The sequence below is a fragment of the Pseudomonas putida genome (assembly GCA_041071465.1).
Taxonomy (GTDB): domain Bacteria; phylum Pseudomonadota; class Gammaproteobacteria; order Pseudomonadales; family Pseudomonadaceae; genus Aquipseudomonas; species Aquipseudomonas putida_P.
Map to the genome: position 1 here is coordinate 1,046,020 of CP163498.1, position 20,725 is coordinate 1,066,744.

General features: G+C 59.2%; 19 protein-coding genes. 7 read left to right on the forward strand and 12 right to left on the reverse strand.

Translation table 11 applies throughout. The features are described 5' to 3' along the window. Window positions 1-10 precede the first annotated feature (10 nt). The 4 genes from AB5975_04840 (at window position 11) to AB5975_04855 (ending at window position 6,757) form a co-directional block, all read left to right on the forward strand. Window positions 11-3,055 (forward strand): multidrug efflux RND transporter permease subunit, encoded by a 3,045-nt coding sequence (locus tag AB5975_04840; GenBank protein ID XDR21231.1) that lies wholly within the window; start codon window positions 11-13, stop codon window positions 3,053-3,055. Between the two features lie 519 nt (window positions 3,056-3,574). Continuing rightward, a complete protein-coding gene (locus AB5975_04845; GenBank protein XDR21232.1) occupies window positions 3,575-4,624 on the forward strand; it encodes a SagB/ThcOx family dehydrogenase in 1,050 nt (349 codons plus the stop codon). A 22-nt stretch (window positions 4,625-4,646) separates the two neighbouring features. After that, a complete protein-coding gene (locus AB5975_04850; protein XDR21233.1) occupies window positions 4,647-5,573 on the forward strand; it encodes a diiron oxygenase in 927 nt (308 codons plus the stop codon). Beyond that, entirely contained in the window at window positions 5,570-6,757 is a 1,188-nt protein-coding gene (locus tag AB5975_04855) for a Bcr/CflA family efflux MFS transporter (protein XDR21234.1), read from the forward strand. The genes AB5975_04850 and AB5975_04855 overlap by 4 nt, the downstream gene beginning before the upstream one ends. Window positions 6,758-6,839: 82 nt before the next feature. On the opposite strand, the gene AB5975_04860 is transcribed toward AB5975_04855, so the two are convergent. The 5 genes from AB5975_04860 to colR all read right to left on the reverse strand — a co-directional run bounded on the left by AB5975_04860 (window position 6,840) and on the right by colR (window position 10,549). Then, entirely contained in the window at window positions 6,840-7,073 is a 234-nt protein-coding gene (locus tag AB5975_04860) for a hypothetical protein (protein ID XDR21235.1), read from the reverse strand. Beyond that, window positions 7,073-7,771 (reverse strand): lipopolysaccharide kinase InaA family protein, encoded by a 699-nt coding sequence (locus AB5975_04865; protein ID XDR21236.1) that lies wholly within the window; start codon window positions 7,769-7,771, stop codon window positions 7,073-7,075. Before AB5975_04865 ends, AB5975_04860 begins: the two co-directional genes overlap by 1 nt. A 6-nt stretch (window positions 7,772-7,777) precedes the next feature. Continuing rightward, complete coding sequence (locus AB5975_04870) at window positions 7,778-8,458, reverse strand: class I SAM-dependent methyltransferase (GenBank protein ID XDR21237.1); 681 nt, start codon at window positions 8,456-8,458, stop codon at window positions 7,778-7,780. A 107-nt stretch (window positions 8,459-8,565) separates the two neighbouring features. After that, window positions 8,566-9,876: a sensor histidine kinase gene (locus AB5975_04875; GenBank protein ID XDR21238.1), complete on the reverse strand. Its 1,311-nt coding sequence runs from the start codon at window positions 9,874-9,876 to the stop codon at window positions 8,566-8,568. Then, entirely contained in the window at window positions 9,866-10,549 is a 684-nt protein-coding gene (gene colR, locus AB5975_04880) for a two-component system response regulator ColR (GenBank protein ID XDR21239.1), read from the reverse strand. The genes AB5975_04875 and colR overlap by 11 nt, the downstream gene beginning before the upstream one ends. Before the next feature lie 182 nt (window positions 10,550-10,731). Here colR and AB5975_04885 point away from each other — a divergent pair, with 182 nt between their 5' ends. Continuing rightward, window positions 10,732-11,460, forward strand: a complete 729-nt coding sequence (locus tag AB5975_04885; GenBank protein XDR21240.1) for a phosphatase PAP2 family protein — start codon at window positions 10,732-10,734, stop codon at window positions 11,458-11,460. A gap of 152 nt (window positions 11,461-11,612) precedes the next feature. Here AB5975_04885 and groL read toward each other — a convergent pair whose 3' ends face one another. The 5 genes from groL to AB5975_04910 form a co-directional block, all read right to left on the reverse strand. After that, entirely contained in the window at window positions 11,613-13,256 is a 1,644-nt protein-coding gene (groL, locus tag AB5975_04890) for a chaperonin GroEL (GenBank protein XDR21241.1), read from the reverse strand. A 48-nt stretch (window positions 13,257-13,304) separates the two neighbouring features. Beyond that, the gene (locus AB5975_04895; protein XDR21242.1) at window positions 13,305-13,598 is read right to left on the reverse strand and encodes a co-chaperone GroES; all 294 of its coding nucleotides are present in this window, start codon (window positions 13,596-13,598) and stop codon (window positions 13,305-13,307) included. 241 nt (window positions 13,599-13,839) lie between these two features. Beyond that, the gene (locus tag AB5975_04900) at window positions 13,840-14,301 is read right to left on the reverse strand and encodes an FxsA family protein (GenBank protein XDR21243.1); all 462 of its coding nucleotides are present in this window, start codon (window positions 14,299-14,301) and stop codon (window positions 13,840-13,842) included. A gap of 65 nt (window positions 14,302-14,366) precedes the next feature. Continuing rightward, entirely contained in the window at window positions 14,367-15,098 is a 732-nt protein-coding gene (locus tag AB5975_04905; GenBank protein XDR21244.1) for a HugZ family protein, read from the reverse strand. 152 nt (window positions 15,099-15,250) lie between these two features. Next, window positions 15,251-16,261, reverse strand: coding sequence for a DUF481 domain-containing protein (locus AB5975_04910; protein ID XDR21245.1), 1,011 nt, complete (start codon window positions 16,259-16,261; stop codon window positions 15,251-15,253). A gap of 152 nt (window positions 16,262-16,413) precedes the next feature. On the opposite strand from AB5975_04910, the gene AB5975_04915 reads away from it, so the two are divergent. Together AB5975_04915 and AB5975_04920 are read left to right on the forward strand one after the other, a co-directional pair. Continuing rightward, on the forward strand, window positions 16,414-16,767 hold the full coding sequence (locus AB5975_04915) for an MGMT family protein (GenBank protein XDR21246.1): 354 nt from the start codon (window positions 16,414-16,416) through the stop codon (window positions 16,765-16,767). A gap of 43 nt (window positions 16,768-16,810) precedes the next feature. After that, window positions 16,811-18,358: an AmpG family muropeptide MFS transporter gene (locus AB5975_04920; GenBank protein ID XDR21247.1), complete on the forward strand. Its 1,548-nt coding sequence runs from the start codon at window positions 16,811-16,813 to the stop codon at window positions 18,356-18,358. 67 nt (window positions 18,359-18,425) lie between these two features. Here the strand turns inward: AB5975_04920 and AB5975_04925 are convergent, their stop codons facing one another. Together AB5975_04925 and AB5975_04930 are read right to left on the reverse strand one after the other, a co-directional pair. Then, window positions 18,426-19,670, reverse strand: a complete 1,245-nt coding sequence (locus AB5975_04925) for an MFS transporter (protein ID XDR21248.1) — start codon at window positions 19,668-19,670, stop codon at window positions 18,426-18,428. Window positions 19,671-19,783: 113 nt separating this feature from the next. Then, the gene (locus AB5975_04930) at window positions 19,784-20,626 is read right to left on the reverse strand and encodes a mechanosensitive ion channel family protein (GenBank protein ID XDR21249.1); all 843 of its coding nucleotides are present in this window, start codon (window positions 20,624-20,626) and stop codon (window positions 19,784-19,786) included. Window positions 20,627-20,725 lie beyond the last annotated feature (99 nt).

Consider the following 20,725-nt stretch of genomic DNA (forward strand, 5'->3'; position numbering starts at 1 on the left):
GGAGGCTGGCATGGCGTTCACCGACCCGTTCATCCGCCGCCCGGTGCTGGCCAGTGTGGTCAGCCTGCTGATCCTGCTGCTGGGCTTCCAGGCCTGGAACAAGCTGCAGATCCGCCAGTACCCGCAGATGGAAAACGCCCTGATCACGGTAACTACCGCCTACCCTGGGGCCAACGCCGAAACCATCCAGGGCTACATCACCCAGCCGCTGCAACAAAGCCTGGCCAGCGCCGAAGGCATCGACTACATGACCTCGGTGAGCCGGCAGAACTTCTCGATCATTTCCATCTACGCGCGGATCGGCGCCGACAGCGACAGGCTGTTCACCGAGTTGCTGGCCAAGGCCAACGAAGTGCGCAACAAGCTGCCCCAGGACTCCGAAGACCCGGTACTGAGCAAGGAAGCCGCCGATGCCTCGGCGCTGATGTACGTCAGCTTCTACAGCAAGGAAATGAGCAACCCGCAGATCACCGACTACCTGTCGCGGGTGATCCAACCCAAGCTGGCCACTTTGCCGGGCATGGCCGAGGCGGAAATCCTCGGCAACCAGGTGTTCGCCATGCGGCTGTGGCTGGACCCGGTCAAACTGGCCGGTTTCGGCCTGTCGGCCACCGACGTGACCAACGCCGTACGCCGCTACAACTTCCTCTCCGCCGCCGGCGAGGTAAAGGGCGAATACGTGGTCACCAGTATCAACGCCAGTACCGAGTTGAAGTCGGCCGAGGCGTTCGCCGCCCTGCCGGTCAAGACCAGCGGTGACAGCCGCGTGCTGCTGGGCGATGTGGCGCGGGTCGAAATGGGCGCGGAAAACTACGACACGGTCAGCTCGTTCGATGGCACCCCGTCGGTGTACATCGGCATCAAGGCCACCCCCGCCGCCAACCCGCTGGAGGTGATCAAGGAAGTGCGGCGCATCATGCCCGAACTGCAAAGCCAGCTGCCCTCGGCCCTGAAAGTGTCGATCGCCTACGACGCCACACTGTTCATCCAGGCCTCCATCGACGAAGTGATCAAAACCCTCGGCGAAGCGGTGCTGATCGTCATCGTGGTGGTGTTCCTGTTCCTCGGTGCCCTGCGTTCGGTACTGATCCCGGTGGTGACCATACCGTTGTCGATGATCGGCGTGCTGTTCTTCATGCAGATGATGGGCTATTCGCTTAACCTGCTGACCCTGCTGGCGATGGTCCTGGCCATCGGTCTGGTGGTGGACGATGCCATTGTCGTGGTGGAAAACATCCACCGGCACATGGAGGAAGGGAAGTCACCGTTCGACGCAGCCCTGGAAGGTGCCCGCGAGATCGCCATGCCCGTGGTGTCGATGACCATCACCTTGGCCGCCGTATACGCACCGATCGGCTTCCTCACCGGGCTCACAGGGGCCCTGTTCAAGGAGTTCGCCCTGACCCTGGCTGGGGCGGTGATCATTTCCGGTATCGTTGCCCTCACCCTGTCACCGATGATGTGCGCCCTGCTGCTGCGCCAGGAGCAGAACCCCAGCGGCCTGGCCCACCGCCTCGACCAACTGTTCGAACGCCTGAAGGTGCGCTACCAGAAGCTGCTGCACGCCACCCTCGACAGCCGGCCGGTAGTGCTGGTGTTTGCCGTGATCATCCTGTGCCTGATCCCGGTGCTGCTCAAGTTCACCCAGAACGAACTGGCGCCCAACGAGGACCAGGGGGTGATCTTCATGATGAGCAGCTCGCCGCAACCGGCCAACCTCGATTACCTCAACGCCTACACCGACCAGTTCACGCCGCTGTTCAAGGCTTTCCCCGAATACTACTCATCGTTCCAGATCAACGGTTTCAACGGCGTGCAGACCGGCATTGGTGGCTTTTTGCTCAAGCCCTGGAACGAGCGCGAGCGCACGCAGATGGAGTTGCTGCCGCTGGTGCAGGCCAAACTCGAAGAAATCGGCGGCCTGCAGATCTTCGGCTTCAACCTGCCGTCGTTGCCGGGCACTGGCGAGGGCCTGCCGTTCCAGTTCGTGATCAATACCGCTGGCGACTACCCAGCACTGCTGGAAGTGGCCCAGCGCATCAAGGCGCGCGCGCAGGAATCGGGCAAGTTCGCCTTCCTCGACGTCGACCTAGCCTTCGACAAGCCCGAGGTGGTGGTGGATATCGACCGGGCCAAGGCGGCGCAGATGGGGGTGTCGATGGACACCCTCGGCGGCACCCTTGCGACCTTGCTGGGCGAAGCGGAAATCAACCGCTTCACGCTTGAGGGCCGCAGCTACAAGGTGATCGCCCAGGTAGAACGGCCGTACCGCGACAACCCGGGCTGGCTGAACAACTACTACGTGAAGAACGACCAGAACCAATTGCTGCCGCTGTCGACCCTGATCACCCTCACCGACCGCGCCCGCCCACGCCAGCTCAATCAGTTCCAGCAACTGAACTCGGCCATCATCCAGGGCGTGCCCATGGTCAGCCTGGGCGAAGCGCTGAAGACCGTGCAGGACATCGCCCGCGAAGAGGCACCGGAAGGCTTCGCCTTCGACTATGCCGGCGTGGCCCGCCAGTATGTTCAGGAAGGCAGCGCGCTGTGGGTTACCTTTGGCCTGGCACTGGCGATCATCTTCCTGGTGCTGGCGGCGCAGTTCGAAAGCTTCCGCGACCCGTTGGTGATTCTGGTAACCGTGCCCTTGTCGATCTGTGGCGCGCTGTTGCCGCTGTTCCTGGGCATATCGAGCATGAACATCTACACCCAGGTCGGCCTGGTGACCTTGATCGGCCTGATCAGCAAGCACGGCATTCTCATTGTCGAGTTCGCCAATCAGTTGCGTGAGGAGCGCGGTTTGAGCGTGCGCGAGGCCATCGAGGAAGCGGCGGCGATTCGCCTGCGGCCGGTGCTGATGACCACGGCGGCGATGGTGTTCGGCATGGTGCCGCTGATTCTGGCGACTGGCGCCGGGGCGGTCAGCCGTTTTGACATCGGTACGGTGATTGCCACCGGGATGTCGATTGGCACGCTGTTTACCCTGTTCGTGCTGCCTTGCATCTACACCCTGCTGGCGCACAAGACCAAAGCCCAGGAACCTGCCATCGCCTGATCCGGCCTCTTCGCGGGCTCGCTCGCGAGGAGGCCGAAAGGCCAGATACAAAATCCCCAATAGAAAAGCGTTGCTCCGCAACACAGTCTCAAAATCACCGCTCCCAATCTCTCACATTATCCAGACTCGAGCCTGATGTTGTTGCTTGTCGGTGGAAAAGCAGAGCAATTTCTGCATCTAATTCGCATGGTAAAAGTCAGAGTAGAGATGCTATGGCACCCGCACTCTAGACGTCTTGCAGAGAAATAAAACCGCCCTTGAAAATGGCTCTGGTAAAAATTCCTACAACTTTATCAGAAATTTCATCACCCCCTTTGACTTGTACCTCTTGAACTTACCGCTATTATCAAGAACGTCGCAATGACGCGACACCAAAATGGAGAAAACAATATGAAAACCATTAAAATGGAATGCACCAAACTGGCGAACATGGCGCACCTTGTCAAAAAAACCAAATAAACCTTAATCCATAAACACTGAAGAGCAGTGCCGGCCTGCCCTTCAGTTAAAGGAGTGACCATGATAAGTAAAAATTGCTTCTTTATCGTCATGAATAACTCCCTGATTTGTTGGGATTTCAAAAATCACAAACAGTACGAGTTATCAAGAGCCCATGCAGACCGGTTAATCCATCTCATTTACGAGAAAAACCACAAAGACTTAAATGATAACCTAACCGACGACCTGAAACGCTGCAGAGTTTTCATGGACGATGCTGACGACCATGCTGACTGGGGCTGGGATGTACTCTCAAGAATATTCCATTACGGCACTAAAGACATCCCTATAGAAAAACTTCCTTCAAGCGAGGAGGAGTGGGCACTGCAGTACCTTGAACACTGCAACTCCGTACGAAACAAGCCTATACACCCTAACAATAAACGCATCAGCGAAATCGGCATTTCACTGCCTACACCGAGAAGTACCTTTGCAGTTGACAAGACATTCAAAAACCGAGCAACCGTTAGAGATTTTCAGCGAATATCGATCTCCCTAGTTGATCTTGCCGAAATTTTGCACCATACCCTAGGCTTTATTGAAAACAGATCCGTTAATAACGTCGAAGTAGAAGAAGAAGGAAATGAATATTCAAGACGCCGGGCCACCCCCTCAGTAGGCGGGCTAAACGCTACAGAAGGCTATGTATATGTAAATAACGTAGATAGCCTAGAAGCGGGGATTTATTACTACGATCCACGGCGACATCAACTGCACTGGCGAAGCGCGCTGCCTTGTGCTCTAGGTGACTTATTATCAGGCCAGCACTTCGCCAATGACATACCCGCTGGATTATTCTTGAGTTCCAGATTCGACAAACTGTGGTGGAAATACGAGCACTCCCGCGCTTATAGAATGGCTTTGATAGAGGTTGGGCATGCTGCACAAACATTCCAACTTGCAGCAACCGATCGCGGAATGAGCACCTGGCTCACTGGCGCATTGAATGAAACGGACATCGAACCCCTACTCATGTTTGAAAACCCAAGTGAACAAGTCCTTTTTTTCGTTGCATGTGGCTATGGCAACGGGAATGCGACACCCAGTTGCTTAAGGGCTCTGATGTCGTAAGACGCTGGCGCGGGATACAGACATGAAAAAAACCACCAACCGTAGCTGTACAGTATTCAAAAGCTGGCACACCACGAGCGCTGTACGCTCGCGCCCTTATGCCTATCATTTTTCTGTAGAAGATTTTACGCAGTCCGAACTCGACCTTTGGTTTCCTAGCGCCCTGAGCCCAGCGCTGGCCCATGACTTGACAACGCTGCTTTCGAAAAAAGATAAACTAATACTACACGCTTACCACCTCGTCCATTTCATGGACTATACAACCCAGCTTGAGATGTGTCACATCAATAAGGCTGTTCAAAGCATAGTTACTGGTAAATTAAAAGAATATTTCGATGAAACAATTTATCTAAACGCTTTAAAACTTTATGCTGACGAGGCCTATCACGCGCTCTTCTCCAGAGAAATTGCAGATCAGGTGGCAAACCACTTTTGCCTAGAGCGAATAAATTCTGCGCGCCTCAAGCGACTTGATCAAGTATTAAAAAATAGCCCTCCAGCGCTCAGCAGCATTACCCGATTCTGCATCGCCTTCGTTTCTGAAACACTGATAACTTACGAACTATACAGCTTGACTCGTGCCTCTCTCGTCGCCCCTGTAGCGCATATGCTGATAGACCACCTTCATGATGAAGGGCGTCATGCCATTTTCTTCTCAGACTGTTTTGCACGACTCTGGCAGCAGTTATGTATCCCACAGAGGGATTACTTGGTAGCAACTCTACTGAAAACGCTCAAAGCTTTCTGCCAACCCGACGAGAATTTTTTAGGATCGATTTTCAAAAAGCATCCATCCTTCGGAAAAGTGATTATTGACAACATAAATGAAAATTGGACGATCCGGATGCCTATTACATCCAAAATGACGCTTCGAGCAATAATGCGTACCGACTTATTGAAGGAGGAACGCTATGCATTACAGTTCAGGTCCGCTGGACTGATAGCATGAGCCAGACCAAAACTTCAACACACACCATTCTTCGCCCAGTGCTTTTGGTTCTTTTATGCCTTCTAGGTGTTTTTCCTCTGGATGTCATCCTTCCTTCGTTCCCTGCACTTGCAGAAGCCTTTCGAGTAGAGGCTACGCAAATCGCCTACTCCGTTAGTTTCTTCGCGTTTGGCGTTGCAGTGGCGCAATTGGTGATTGGCCCCCTGTCAGATCAAGTCGGACGCAAACGGTTGTTGCTTGGTGGCTTAGGGGTTTCCATTGCCGGGGCTGTTGGCTGCCTACTTTCAAGTAACTATGAAATTTTTATGGCTTTTCGGTTGTTACAAGCCGTCGGCTGTGGAAGCTTGGTTCTGGGTCAAGCTCTCGTGCAAGACCTATATACTGGCAAGCAGCGTAACACCATGCGCATCTTGTTGACGAGTGCTAGTGGTTTGTTCATATCAATCTCACCCGTCGCGGGTGCGGCTCTTCAACAGCTACTCGGCTGGGCAGGTAGTTTTACGGTATTTATTGCAATAGCCAGCATTGTCATCTTACTTGCATGGGAACTACTTCAAGAAACACCTGGTTTACGCCAGAATAACTCAGGCATTCAAAGCTATGTCCCCATGTTGCGTGACACCTTATATGTTGCCTATTCCCTACAGGCGACTTTAGCGTTCGCCTGCCATTTTGCCTTCATCGTTGTTGCACCCTTGGTGCTCATGGAACAACTGGGCCTCACGCCGTATCAGTTCTCCGTTGTATTAATCGCCTACGGGCTGGCATATGTCGTCGGTGGTGCAGTCGCGACATTCTTGAACAATCGCATCACCGCGCAGGCTCAAATTCTCACGGGATTCCTGCTTATAGCTACCGCAGGGGCCACTCTGCTGATCTGGCAGTGGGCAGCAGGCCTAACGGTAATAGGCCTCATGTTACCGATGATCTTATGTACGGCAGGCACAACGATGGTACGACCCGTCACGACTACGCAGGCCTTGGCACGTTATCCGCAGCAGGCAGGGGCAGCAGCGTCGCTCAACACTACTTTGCTATTTGCTGGAGGTGGATTCGCTGGCACTTTAGTTGCTTCAGCCGAACATCTGCTTCCAATGACCTTAGGCATTCTATTCTTGAGCAGTGCCATTAGCGGTTTCTTGCTGCTTGCTTGCCTCAGGGACAACAGCTTTCAGCACTGCTGACACCTGCCGGAAAGGCACATACAAAAATGCCAGAGGCCCCGCATTGGCGGGGCCTCTGGCATTTTTCTAGCTAACGCAGGGCTCAACCAAATGGCCGCAACCCCTGACGCAGGCCGAACAGGAACAGCAACAGGTCCTGATCTGGCGCGACCTGTGCCTGTTGCTGCGGTTTCGCTTCCCGCGGCAATGCGCACTGGTCGGCCATTTCGGCCTTGCTGAACACGTTCGGCCTCGGCTCTTCCCAGGCTGCCACCGCCACGGTGGTCACCGCCAGGCCAGCTACCAGGAACAAAGCTCGAGCTATTTCTAGTTTCATTACTCTAACCCTTTGACAGCGCTGCCAAACGCCATCTTGTAAAAGTAGAGCAGCGTCTGCCATTCCGCGTCATTGATCGACGAATGGCGGCGCAGCTGGCGCAGGTCGTTACCTGCTGCACGCTGGCAGCTGATGCGCCGTCGGCACTTTTCCAGGTCCAACAGCGCCACCTCGACGCGGGCCTGCTCACCCTCGCCAATTACCTTGATGAACACGTGCTTGCCATACAGGCAGCCGTGCTGCCAGTGCCCCAGGTGCATGCGTGCCAGGTTGTCCGCCAGGTCCTTGAGCATGCGCTCATGCACCACCTGTGGGTACCGCTCGCGGGCACCTTCGGCATGCCAGGTGTCGAGCTCGACAAAGCCGTCCAGCGCTTCACTGACCAGCAGCGCACGCCACTGGTGGTCGGCATCGCGCTCGGCGCCACAGAAAACAATGCGCGGTACACGCACGCCCAGTTGCTCGAAGCTGTTCAACGCATCCAGTTCACGCAATACCGTAGGCCGGCCGAAAGGGTGCAGCAGGCTGCGGTAGATATGCCCGACCTGCCGTTTGGCATACAGCAGCTTGCCATTGGCATCGTTGAGGCGTTGCACGCCACTCTCACCGCCGCGCCGCTGGTTAGGCTCCTCGACCCACTCGCCTTGCTGGCGCCAATAAAAATCGAAGCGCGACTCCCCTCTCTGGGCTACAGCCATCAAACACTACCCCTTACGCAATACGTAGACCCGCCACATGGCATAGAACGGCAGGAAGTCGAGGCGTTCCTGGATTCTGAAGCCGGCGGCCGTGAATTCTTCTTCGACCGTTTCGGCCGGTAACACGAAACGGTTCTGGTAATTGTCCTGTTCGGCCTTGGCGCTGCGGCGCTGCTCGAGTTTTTTCCGGCGCCAGGCCTTGAAGTTGCCATCCACCCACAGGGACAGGATCACACTATCACGGCTAACCCGCTGAAATTCCGAAAGTATGGTCTTTCTGTGCGCCGATTCGCCAATGTGGTGGAACAGACGCATACAAAAAATGCTGTCCACCGAGTTGTCCGGCAGGTCGATAGCAAATGCCGAAGTCTGCAAAGGCCGTACCCGTGCCACCACCTCTGGCGGTTGCGCCGCACAGGCCGTCTCGATCATCGCCTCGGAGTTGTCGGCCCCGATGATCACCCGGTTGGGCTTTTCAGCCAGCAGTGGCCAGAAGCGGCCGGCACCGCACGGCAGGTCCAGTACCAGGCCAGGCTCGCCAGCCAATGCCAGGGCGCGACGCGCCAGCTGCTCATCTCGCTTGTGGGAAAGGCGTCGCGCCAGGCCGTCCTGGTGCTTGAGAAAGTACTCACGCGCATGGTCTTTGTCGTACTTCTCGGAAAATTCAAGCTTGATGGGGCTACGCATTGGGTATCTCCTGACTCCATTGCGAGCACATTAGGTAGGCAAGCGTTGGAATCAGGTCATGCCAATGTGAAAAAAACGTTGAGCCCCATTTGACCTGTTACAACAGATTACTCAGCCAAGGCATCCGGGTCGCCTTGGCCGGCTGTGTTGCTCAGGTCTACCCGAAAGCGGCAACCATGCGGCAAAGTGGATGTCAGGGTGACATGCCAGCCCTGGTCGTCACAAATTCGCTGCACCAACGACAGGCCCAGGCCCAGGCCCTCGCCACGCCGTTCATCACCACGCACGAACGGTTTGAACATGGCCTCGCGCTGCTCTTCAGGAATACCCACGCCGCTGTCCTCTACACTGAAGCCGTTGGCTTCCAGGCTCAGGCGTATGTAGCCGCCATCGGTGTAGTGCGCCGCATTACGCAGCAGGTTGCCCATCACCGACTGCAGGAAGGTGGCGTTGTACAGCACCGGGCTGGCGCTGACACGGCCATCGAAGTACAGGGTGAGGCCCTTCTGTTCGATGGTGTCGCGCCATACGCCGATCAGCTCATCGGCCACTTCGCGCAGGGTCGCCTGCGATGCCACCGCACCCTCGTCGCGCTGCGCCCGGGCCAGCATAAGGAAAGTCTTGACCAATTCGCGCATTTCCTCGGTGGCCCGCGCCACACGTTCCACCTGGCTGCGCGCGCGAGCATCGAGGTTAGGGTTTTCCATCAGCAACTCGCAGGAGGTCGCCAGCACCATCAACGGTGTGCGCAGCTCGTGGCTGACGTCACTGGTGAACAGCCGTTCGCGGGTCAACGCGTCGCGCAGGCGGCCCAGGGTGTCATCGAACGCGACTGCCAGCTGGCCCACTTCGTCCGCCGCGTAATCCGGTGCCAGTGGCGGGGCCAGGCCCAGCAACTGGTCGCGGTGACGCACCTGGCGCGCCAGACGGATGACCGGTGCCATTACCCGACGTGCCACCAGCCAGCCGAGGATCACGGCCAGCACCAGGCTGAGCACGAAGCCCACCACCACCACCGCGAACAGCACACGCTCGCGCTCTTCGAAATCGCTCTGATCCTGCAGCAGTACATAGCGGCGGCCATCGACGATCTCGACCATGGCGTGATACGACAGTTGGTCGCGGAACACCTCGTGGAAGCCGCGATCGAGGTGGCGCAAGTCCTTGGGCAGCTCGAAATCGTCGCGCCCGCCGCTGAAGTAGAACAGCTGGTCGGGACGCGGCCGGTGGCTCCAGTCACTGACGCTGTCCATACGCAACAGGCGCTGCAGGTCACCGCCCAGTACCGAGGAAATCAGCCGCTCTTCAACCAGGTGCACGGTGGCGACGATGCCAAAGGCGAAGGCCCCGGCCACCAGCGCACTCATCAAGGCAAAAGCAATGATGATGCGCTGGGCAAGGCTTTGCTTAAACTCCATCGCGGCCCTCGGCGAGGCGATAGCCGACGCCATGGACGGTATGCAACAACGGTTTTTCAAACGGTTTGTCGATCACCTGGCGCAGCTGGTGCACATGGCTGCGCAGGCTGTCGCTGTCGGGGCAGTCGTCGCCCCACAGGGCTTCTTCCAGCACCTCGCGGCGCAGGACGTGCGGGCTTTTTTGCATCAGCACCGCCAGCAGCTTGAGGCCGACCGGGTTGAGCTTGAGCAGGCGGCCCTGGCGGGTAACTTCGAGGGTGTCGAGGTCGTAGCTGAGGTCCGCCACCTGCAGGGTACGGCGCCCGCCGCCCTGGGCACGGCGCAGCACCGCTTCGATGCGCGCCGCCAACTCCGACAGGGCAAACGGCTTGAGCAGGTAGTCATCGGCACCTGAGCGGAAGCCTTGCAAGCGGTCGTCGAGCTGGTCACGGGCGGTGAGCATGATCACCGGCGTGTCGCGGCGGGCGTCTTCGCGCAGGCGCTTGCACAGGGTGTAGCCATCGATGCCGGGCAGCATGATGTCGAGCACGATCAAATCGTAGTGTTCGGTGGCGGCCAGGTGCAGGCCGGACAGGCCATCCTGGGCACAGTCGACGGTGTAACCCTTCATGCCCAGGTAATCGGCCAGGTTGGCCAGGATATCGCGGTTGTCTTCAACCAAAAGAATGCGCATCGGTTTCTCCTGTGCGGCGCTTCTCGCTGTGGTGCGCGGCAGGCGCAGCTTAAGGCCTATGCCTGCACGGTGCCAGCCCCTGGGAAAATTCACCGCACTTGACGGTTTTTTCACTGATCCTTCACGGACACAGGATAGCGGCCAGCCGACAATGCCCGATCTTTTCGCGCCCTGGAGCCGTCATGCAGCAACGCACCCGCCCTCGCCCGATCAACTACTGGCTGTACCTGGGGATACCCCTGGCGACCGCGCTGGCCTTGATTCTGCTGGAGCTGACTTCGGTCGACATGGATGTGGCCAACCTGTTCTTCGATCCCGTTGCCGGGCAGTTCATTGGCCGCCACAGCTACCTTCTGGAAAACATCCTGCATGACCGGGTCAAGCAAGTGGTGATTTTGCTGGGGGTGCTATCGCTGTTCACCTTTGCTGCGAGCTTTTTCTGGAAGCGCTTGTTCGGCTGGCGCCGCGAATTGGGCTGCCTGGTGCTGGCACTGGGCTTGTCCACGGCGTTTGTCACACCGCTGAAGAAGGTCACCCAGGTGCAGTGCCCGTGGAGCCTCACACAGTTTGGCGGCACGGAAACCTACAGCAAGCTGCTGGAGCCACGGCCGGCTACCGACAAAGCCGGGCTGTGCTGGCCGGGTGGGCATGCAGCCACCGGGTTCTGCCTGTTCGGCCTGTTCTTCATGTTGCGTGATCGCAAGCCGCGTCTGGCACAGGTGGCATTCGTGGTGGCCTTGATAGCAGGGTCGGTGCTGTCGGTGGGCAGAATGATGCAAGGGGCGCACTTCTTGTCGCACAACGTGTGGACGGCAGTGTTCTGCTGGTTGATAGGGTTGGGGTCTTATTACCTTGTGCTGTATCGGCATGGGGTGGCTGAGGAGCCTGTCGTCGAGCGTAGCGTCGCCTGACAGAGGAGCATGTCTTGAGTTTGATGCGGTGCGTAAACCGAGCGCCGCCCGCGCGGCGCTCGATCTCGCAGGCGCCACATAACCCACACCAAGCAAAAAGCCCCGGTTCTCACGAACCGGGGCTTTTTGATGGTGCAGGGGGTAAGGCTGGCTTACATCATGCCGCCCATGCCACCCATGCCGCCCATGTCTGGCATGCCGCCGCCAGCTGGGGCTTCGCTCGGAGCGTCAGCAATCATGGCTTCGGTGGTGATCATCAGACCGCCAATCGAAGCAGCAGCTTGCAGGGCCGAACGGGTGACCTTGGCTGGGTCCAGGATACCCATCTCGATCATGTCGCCGTATTCACCGGTAGCAGCGTTGTAACCGAAGTTACCCGAACCTTGCTTGACCTTGTCAGCGACAACGCTTGGCTCGTCGCCGGCGTTGGCAGTGATCTGGCGCAGCGGGGCTTCAACAGCACGGCGCAGCAGGGCGATACCGACGTTCTGGTCTTCGTTTTCGCCTTTCAGGTCAACGATCGCGGCCAGGGCACGAACCAGAGCAACACCACCGCCAGGCACCACGCCTTCTTCAACGGCTGCACGGGTAGCGTGCAGGGCGTCTTCAACGCGGGCTTTCTTCTCTTTCATTTCAACTTCGGTGCCGGCACCGACCTTGATCACGGCAACACCGCCAGCCAGCTTGGCCAGACGCTCTTGCAGCTTCTCACGGTCGTAGTCCGAAGAAGTTTCTTCGATCTGGGCGCGAATCTGCTTGACGCGTGCTTCGATCTCGGTGTCGGCGCCAGCGCCGTCGATGATGGTGGTGTTTTCCTTGGACAGGATGACGCGCTTGGCGTTACCCAGGTGCTCCAGGGTAGCGGTTTCCAGGGACAGACCGATTTCTTCGGAGATGACCTGGCCGCCAGTCAGGACGGCGATGTCCTGCAGCATGGCCTTGCGGCGGTCGCCGAAGCCTGGCGCCTTGACCGCTGCAACCTTGACGATGCCGCGCATGTTGTTGACTACCAGGGTAGCCAGCGCTTCGCCTTCGACGTCTTCGGCAACGATCAGCAGTGGGCGGCCGGCCTTGGCAACGGCTTCCAGAACTGGCAGCAGCTCACGGATGTTGGAGATTTTCTTGTCGACCAGCAGCAGCAGCGGGCCTTCCAGCTCGGCAACCATGGTGTCTGGCTTGTTGACGAAGTATGGCGACAGGTAGCCACGGTCGAACTGCATGCCTTCTACGACGGACAGTTCGTTTTCCAGGCCCGAGCCTTCTTCAACGGTGATCACGCCTTCTTTACCGACTTTTTCCATGGCTTCGGCAATGATGTTGCCGATGGAGTCGTCAGAGTTGGCGGAGATGGTGCCTACCTGGGCGATGGCCTTGGAGTCGGCGCATGGCTTGGACAGGTTCTTCAGCTCGGCAACGACTGCAGCGGTGGCCTTGTCGATACCGCGCTTGAGGTCCATCGGGTTCATGCCGGCAGCGACGGCTTTCAGGCCTTCGTTGACGATGGCCTGAGCCAGAACGGTAGCGGTGGTGGTGCCGTCACCGGCAGCGTCGTTGGCCTTGGAAGCCACTTCCTTGACCAGCTGGGCGCCCATGTTTTCGAACGCGTCTTTCAGCTCGATTTCTTTGGCGACGGAAACGCCGTCCTTGGTGATGGTTGGCGCGCCGAAGCTCTTGGCCAGTACCACGTTACGGCCTTTCGGGCCCAGGGTCGCTTTTACCGCGTCAGCCAGAACGTTGACACCAACCAGCATTTTCTTACGAGCGGAATCGCCGAATTTTACGTCTTTAGCAGCCATGATCGTTTAATCCTTGGAATTCTTTGGAGTAACGGGAAGTCGGGGAAATCAGCCTTCGATGACGGCGAGGATTTCGTTCTCGGCCATGACCAACAGGTCTTCGCCATCGACTTTCACGGTGTTGCTGCCCGAGTAAGGGCCGAAAACCACTTTGTCACCCACTTTCACGGCCAGCGCGCGAACTTCGCCGTTTTCCAGGATGCGACCGGTGCCGACGGCAACAACTTCGCCGCGGTTTGGTTTTTCAGCGGCCGAACCCGGCAGGACGATACCGCCAGCGGTTTTCGATTCTTCTTCGCTGCGACGGATAACGACGCGGTCATGCAGAGGACGAAGCTTCATTGTCGATCTCTCCCAAATTGTGGTTTTCATCGGCCGGTATCGACACCGGCGGGTTGATGCTGTCCGGCGTTGCCGGGAGGTGGCCCGCAATGGGCGAACCACCTGTGTAATGTCTGGCGTTGCCGCCAGAAACCTTGCGGTGACCACATACATGAGGCCGCCATAATCAATTACAAGGCTTGAGATACAAAATTTTTCGTCAGACCAAAAAAACCGGGGCCGCTTGCGCGGCCCCGGCGTTTTACTTGTCGCGGCGCTCGTACTCGCCTTCGATCACGTTCGGGCGATGGCCACCCTCTCGTGGCTGCGCTTGGAACGGGTCATCCTGGAACGCACGCTGACGCATGGCCTGGGCCTCGGCACGCTCACGCATCTTGCGCGCCGCCAGGCGGCGGGTGAACGGCAGCAGGCACAGCACGCCCAGCACATCGCTGATGAAGCCCGGCAGCAGCAGCAGGCCACCACCCACGGCCAGCATCATGCCCTGGAACATGTCCTCGGCGGGCAATTCGCCACGTTGCAGGCTTTCACGGGCGCGCAGTGCGGTGGCCAGGCCGGCCACCCGCATCACCAGCACACCCAGGGCGGAGCCGGCGATGATCAGCAGCAACGCCGGGAAGAAACCGATTGCCGCGCTGACCTTCACGAAGACGAACAGCTCCAGCACAGGAAAAATCAGAAACAGCAGTAGAAAAGCACGCATCAAGGGTTCCTCGACGGAAGATAACCTTCCAATAAGACCTCACATGGATGCCTGCGCTCCAGATTTCAACCCTCGACTTGCGCCTGAACCGGCCACTGGTCGGCGCGCGCCAGTAAAACCAAGGCTTCGCGGACTTGTGTCGGCGTGTTGCAAGTATTCGGGAATGGCAGCCAATACACGGCCTGACCGATGCGCAGGTGCATGCCTTCGCTGTCTACGCCAACCATCTGCGCCGGCGCATGCTGCGGCAGGTCGGTCAGTTCGACGTAATGGGCGATGGCGTTGGCATGATCGCTGTTCATGTGCTCGACCATGCTTGCCTCGGCCTTGCCGGCGAACGGATTGCCCAGGGTTACCTGGTCAAGCCAGTGGATGGCGCCGAAGCCGCCGATGTAGCGGTGGCGCACTGGCTGCAACACCCAGAAATCGAAGTCGTGGGCCTTGTGGTAGTTGGCCGCTTCCGGGAAATAGCGGTAGTAGCGCTCGGCAGCCGCCTCGATAGCGGCTTCGTCGACCAGCTTGTGTGCCTCGGCCATCACGGTCAGGCGCCCCACGGCCTGCACATCCTCCGCCTCGCGCTCACCCACCAGCAGCGAGCATTTCGGGTCTTTCTGCAGGTTGTGGGTGTGCTGGGCAATGCGGCTGATGAGGATCAGCGGGTTGCCCTGGGCGTCCAGGCAGTACGGCACGACGGAACCGAAGGGGTAGCCGGGCATCGACTTGGAATGAGTCGAGAGCACGCCACGGTATTCCTTGAGCAGCAGTTCCCGGGCGGGGCGGATGGCGTTGGTACTCACTTGAGGGCGGCTCCTGGCGGACTGGATGGAGGACAAGATAAGCATTATCAGGTCCAGTGCCAATGGGGTCCTTCCGACCGCCTGCAGGCCGTACACCATCCCCTGTAGGAGCGGCCCTGTGTCGCGATGGGCCGCAAAGCGGCCCCAAAAAATTACCAGGTAACGCCGAAGCCCGCGGTATAGCGCGTCTTGTCCAGGTCACTCTCACGCGTGCCGGTGATGATGTCCTTCTCCGCCTTGAGGTTCAGCGAGGCCCACTCGGTGACCTTGTAGCGCAGGCCAATCTCGGCATCCAGCGAGTAGTCGGCCACGCCACCCAACGGTTTGGCGAACTCGCCGTTGGTGAACAATTGCACGTTCTTGCCGATCAGGTAGCGGGTGTAGTCCCACTTCACCGCCGCGGAATAGAAGTTGTCCTTGGAGCCGTCCTGGTACTCGAAGTCGGTGCGGTTGATCAGCGAGCCCAGCGAGAACGCGCCCAGTTCGTCATCCCAGAACTGGTAACCCGGGCCGGTGCCGACGGTACGCTGACGGGCCAGGTCTTCGATACGGTCGCGCTTGTATTCCGCACGCCCCTGCCAGAACCACTTCTCGGTCATGAAGCGGTCCAGGGCGTACTCGGCGCTCCAGTTGTCGGTGGTGGTGACGTCGTCCTTGGTCTCGCGGTTGTATTCGCCTTCGGCATTGTGCCGCCAGCGGCCATGGCGGGCGGTGGTCTTGAAGCCTACGTCGTAATCGTCGGTGTCGTTCTCGGCGCGCTTGTAGTCCAGCGCTACGTCGACGTTGCCTTTCCATACGAAGTCCTCGACCAGGGGCTTGGGCTTCATGATCTGCTCGATGCTGGCCAGTTCCACCGTTTTCGGCGCCTCGCCATTGGCCAGAGTCACCTTGCCTGGCTCGGCGGCCTTCAGCGACTTGGCCTTCTCACCGCTGTAGGCGTCCTGCTTGACCAGCATCTCCTGGTCGCTTTCCAGGGTTTGGACTTCTTTCCAGTCCAGGGCGATCGACCCGCCATAGGGGGTTTCCAGCAGCAGCTTGCCGCCGTCGAAAACTTTGATCTTGCCACTGAGCCGGTCACCGTTTTTCATCCACACGGTGTCGGCGAACACCGGGGAGGCGCACAAGGAGGCAGCTAGCAGGCACAACAACGATCTAGTATTCATAAGCGGACTACGGGTTCGATTCGACGAAAAAAGCCGGGCATTATCCAGATACCGCCGGCCAGAGCAAGGACAGACCGAGCACATGCCGTTGAGTTCAACTCTCATTTGCCGGACCACCGGTCCGGTTTCATCTACAGCCCAAGGGGGGCGTGATGTCTGATGGATATGCGCACGCGCTTGATTCCGCCGAGGGCCGACGAACGGCGCTATATTCAGTACTTGGGCAGGTGCCGGCCGGCAAAGTGGTGAGCTATGGCCAACTGGCCGAACTGGCAGGGCTTGGCCGAGCAGCGCGTTGGGTCGGCCGTACCCTTGGGCAGTTGCCCGAGGACACACGCCTGCCCTGGCACCGGGTGCTCGGTGCAGGGGGCCGGTTGAGCCTGGCACTGGGCACCCCATCGGGGGATGAACAACGGGCGCGACTACGCGCGGAAGGTGTGAATGTAACCAACAATCGTGTGGATATGACGCGCCATGGCTGGCGCCCAATGGAGCACAGCGGTTAGAGTGCGCGCTTTGTTTTCGCAAACTTGAGGCAGATGTTGGCCCATGCCCCGTAAAACCTGGCGCGCTGCGCTTGCTGCCTATGCCAGCCCGTCAACCTTGGTACTTTTGCTACTCGGTTTCGCCGCCGGCCTGCCCTACATGCTGGTGTTCTCGACCCTGTCGGTGTGGTTGCGCGAAGCCGGCGTGGCCCGTGAAACCATTGGTTATGCCAGCCTGATCGGCCTGGCCTACGCCTTCAAGTGGGTGTGGTCGCCGCTGCTCGACCAATGGCGCCTGCCGCTGCTCGGTGGCCTGGGTCGCCGCCGCTCGTGGCTGCTGTTATCGCAGGCGCTGGTGGTGATCGGCTTGGTCGGCATGAGCCTGTGCGACCCGCAACAACATCTGTCATGGCTGATTGCCATGGCCGTGCTGGTGGCCTTTGCCTCGGCGACCCAGGACATCGCTGTGGACGCCTACCGCTTGGAGATCGCTGACGACCAGCGTCAGGCTGCGCTCGCTGCCAGCTACATGGCCGGGTACCGGGTAGCTGCCCTGCTGGCCACGGCCGGCGCGCTGTTCTTTGCCGAATGGTTCGGCTCCACCGGTTTCAGCTATCTGCACAAGGCATGGGCCGGCACCTACGTGATGTTCGGGGTCATGATGCTGCCCGCCCTGTTCACCACCCTGGTCATGCGCGAACCGCCAGTGCCCATGCGCACTCAGCTGTCGGCAGCACGCTATGGGCTGGTGCACCAGATGGCCTCGGTGTTCGTGTTGATCATCCTCCTGGTGTCGGTACCGGCCAGCTTCACCCAGATGTTCAACACCGGCTGGTCCAGCGTGATTTCCGGTGACGCCACGCCGCTCGATCTGTTACTGGAAGACCGCGCTTTCCTGCGCCTGATCCTTTACGTGCTGCTGACCTGGGCGTGCCTGTCGAGCCTCGGCCGTCGCGGCCTGGCCCCAGTGCTGACCCCGGTCAACGACTTCATCGCCCGCTACCGCTGGCAAGCCCTGCTGCTGCTTGGCCTGATTGCCACCTATCGCATGTCGGACACGGTGATGGGCGTAATGGCCAACGTGTTCTACATCGACATGGGCTTCACCAAGGACCAGATCGCCAGCGTCAGCAAGATCTTCGGCCTGATCATGACCCTGGTCGGCGCCGGGGTCGGCGGCCTGTTGATCGTGCGCTTCGGGATCATGCCGATCCTGTTCATCGGCGGCGTAGCCTCGGCCGGCACCAACATCCTGTTCCTGATGCTGGCAGACATGGGCCCGAACCTGGAAATGCTGGTGGTGACCATCTCGCTGGACAACTTCAGCTCTGGCATGGCCACTTCGGCCTTTGTCGCCTACCTGTCGAGCCTGACCAACCTCAAGTTCTCGGCGACCCAATATGCGCTGCTCAGCTCGATCATGCTGCTGTTGCCACGCCTGATCGGCGGCTATTCGGGGGTGATGGTGGAGAAGTTCGGTTACCACGACTTCTTCCTGATTACTGCCTTGCTGGGCGTGCCTACATTGATTCTGATCGCCCTGCAGTGGCGCCAGGAGGCTGGGCGAGGCACCCCGGTGGCAGAGGAAAACTCGGCGGCCGAGCGGCCCTGATAGATCGATGGCCCCTGTACTGGCCTATTCGCGGGTGAACTCGCGCAGGCCAGTACAGGCAATGAAGTTACTGAGCTACAGCCCCTTCCCCAGGGCGCCCGCCTACGACAAACCACAACGGCCACAACGCCAACGCCCCCGCCACACCCGCCGCCAAGGCAAAGTGCAGCAAGCTGGCACCGGCGCCAATCATCGCCAGCAACGCCCCGCCCAGCCCCAACAAGGCAATGGTGATCATCCCCAGCATGGCCGAAACCAGGCCCTTGCTTTGCTCGCTGGAGAACAACGTCATGCGGTACAGCACCGCGTTGGCCACGCCCAACCCCAGTGCGTACAGCGACATGCCCGCCACCACACTGGTCACGCTCGGCCAGTACCAGGTCACCAGCACCATCAGGCTCAGGCCGGCCAGGTACGGCCAAAGCGCGCCACGCACCAAAGCCGGCAACGGGTAGCGGTCGGCGATACGGTTGATGATCAGGTTGCCGAGAATCAGCCCGCCAAATACCGGCAACTGCCACAACGCGTATTCCAGGGTGCTTAAACCCTCATCGTGAATCAGCAGCACCGGCGACAGGCCGATCCAGCCAATCAGTGGCAAGCCGACCAGCCCAAGGGCAGCGCTGCCGGCAACGAAGCGACGGTTGGCCAGCAACTGGCCGTAACCCGCCAGCAGTGGCAGCAGGTGGATTGGTGTGAATGCCAGGCGCGAGCCATCTCGGCGTTCCACACCCAGGGTTTCCGGCATCAGGCGATACAGCAGCAGCCAGACCAACACCGCGCCAATGGCGAACGCCACGAACAGCCAGCGCCAGTCCAGCCACTGCAGCAACAAGGTGCCCACCAGCGGCCCGAGCAGCGGCGACAGCAGGGCAATGTTGGCCAGCAAGGCCATCATGCGCACGGCATCAGCCTCGCTGAAGGCCTCGTTCAGCGCCGGGTAGCTGACCGTGACCACAAAGCCCAGGCCTATGCCCTGCAACAGGCGCAGCAGGTTGAACAGGCCAATATCATGGACCCAGAAGGTGGCCAGGCAGGACAAACCGAAGAACGCGCAACCGACCAGCAGCAACGGGCGCCGGCCATATCGGTCGGCCAGCGGGCCGATCAGCCATTGCAGTACCACGCCCCCCAGCAGGTACAGGTTGAGAGCATGGGGAATGTATTCGGGGCTGGCGTTCAGGTCGCCGACCACCACCGGCATGGCCGGCATGACCGCGTCGCTGGCCAGGTAGGTCAGCAGCTCGAACAGAGCCAGGGTCAGGCCGAACAGCAAGGCACGCAAGGGGGTGATGTACAGCAGTGGTTTCATGATGGCGTATCGGGTGTGACAGGAAGGGTCAGGCTATATGCCAGAAATGGGGTGATATTGCTGTGAACAAGTGTAAAAAAAGGGCCGCATTGCGGCCCCGGTCTCATGCGTAATTACTGCGCTGCAGTCTCCTGCACCACACGAATCACCCGCTGCGGGAACGGAATGTCGATCCCTTCGGCCTTTAACCGGTCACGCGCATGCTCGTTGAGCATGAACATCACGTCCCAGTAATCGGACGTCTTGGTCCACAACCGCAGCGACACGGTAATCGAGCTGTCGCCCAACGTCGCCACTACCGCCTGCGGTGCAGGGTCAGGCAGCACACGCGGGTCCTCTGCCAGCGCCAGCAGCACATTGCGAGCCTTCTGCAGGTCGGCCTCGTAGTCCACACCTACATCGAACACCACCTTGCGCGTCGGCTGGCGGTTGGTGTTGGTGATGATGCCGTTGGACAGGCTACCGTTGGGCATGATGACGGTCTTGTTGTCACCGGTGCGCAGCACGGTGTGGAAGATCTGGATGCTGTCGACGGTGCCGGAAACACCCTGCGCCTCAATCCAATCACCGATACGGAACGGGCGGAACATCAAAATCAACACACCGCCGGCGAAGTTCGCCAGGCTACCTTGCAAGGCCAAGCCGATGGCCAGGCCTGCGGCACCGATGGCGGCAACGAACGAGGTGGTCTCGATGCCGATCATCGAGGCCACGCTGACCATCAGCAGCACCTTCAGCACGATGTTCGCCAGGGTACTGATAAAACCCTGCAGCGCCAGGTCGGCGTTGCGCAGGCCAACCAGCTTGCCGAGGCGGGCGCTGACCTTGTTGATGATCCACCAGCCGACCGCGAGGGTGAGCAGTGCCAGCAGCACACGGCTGCCGTATTCCATGATCAAAGGGATCCAGGTTTGCGATTGGCGGACCAGCTGATCGACTTCAGCGTTCAAATCCATACTCATCTCCTGATGCCGAGCGGCAAGTACACGGTAAAACAGGCCGCGCGTGTTTACGCAGCCCCGGCCCCCATGGACATCATTACGCCATCGGGGTTC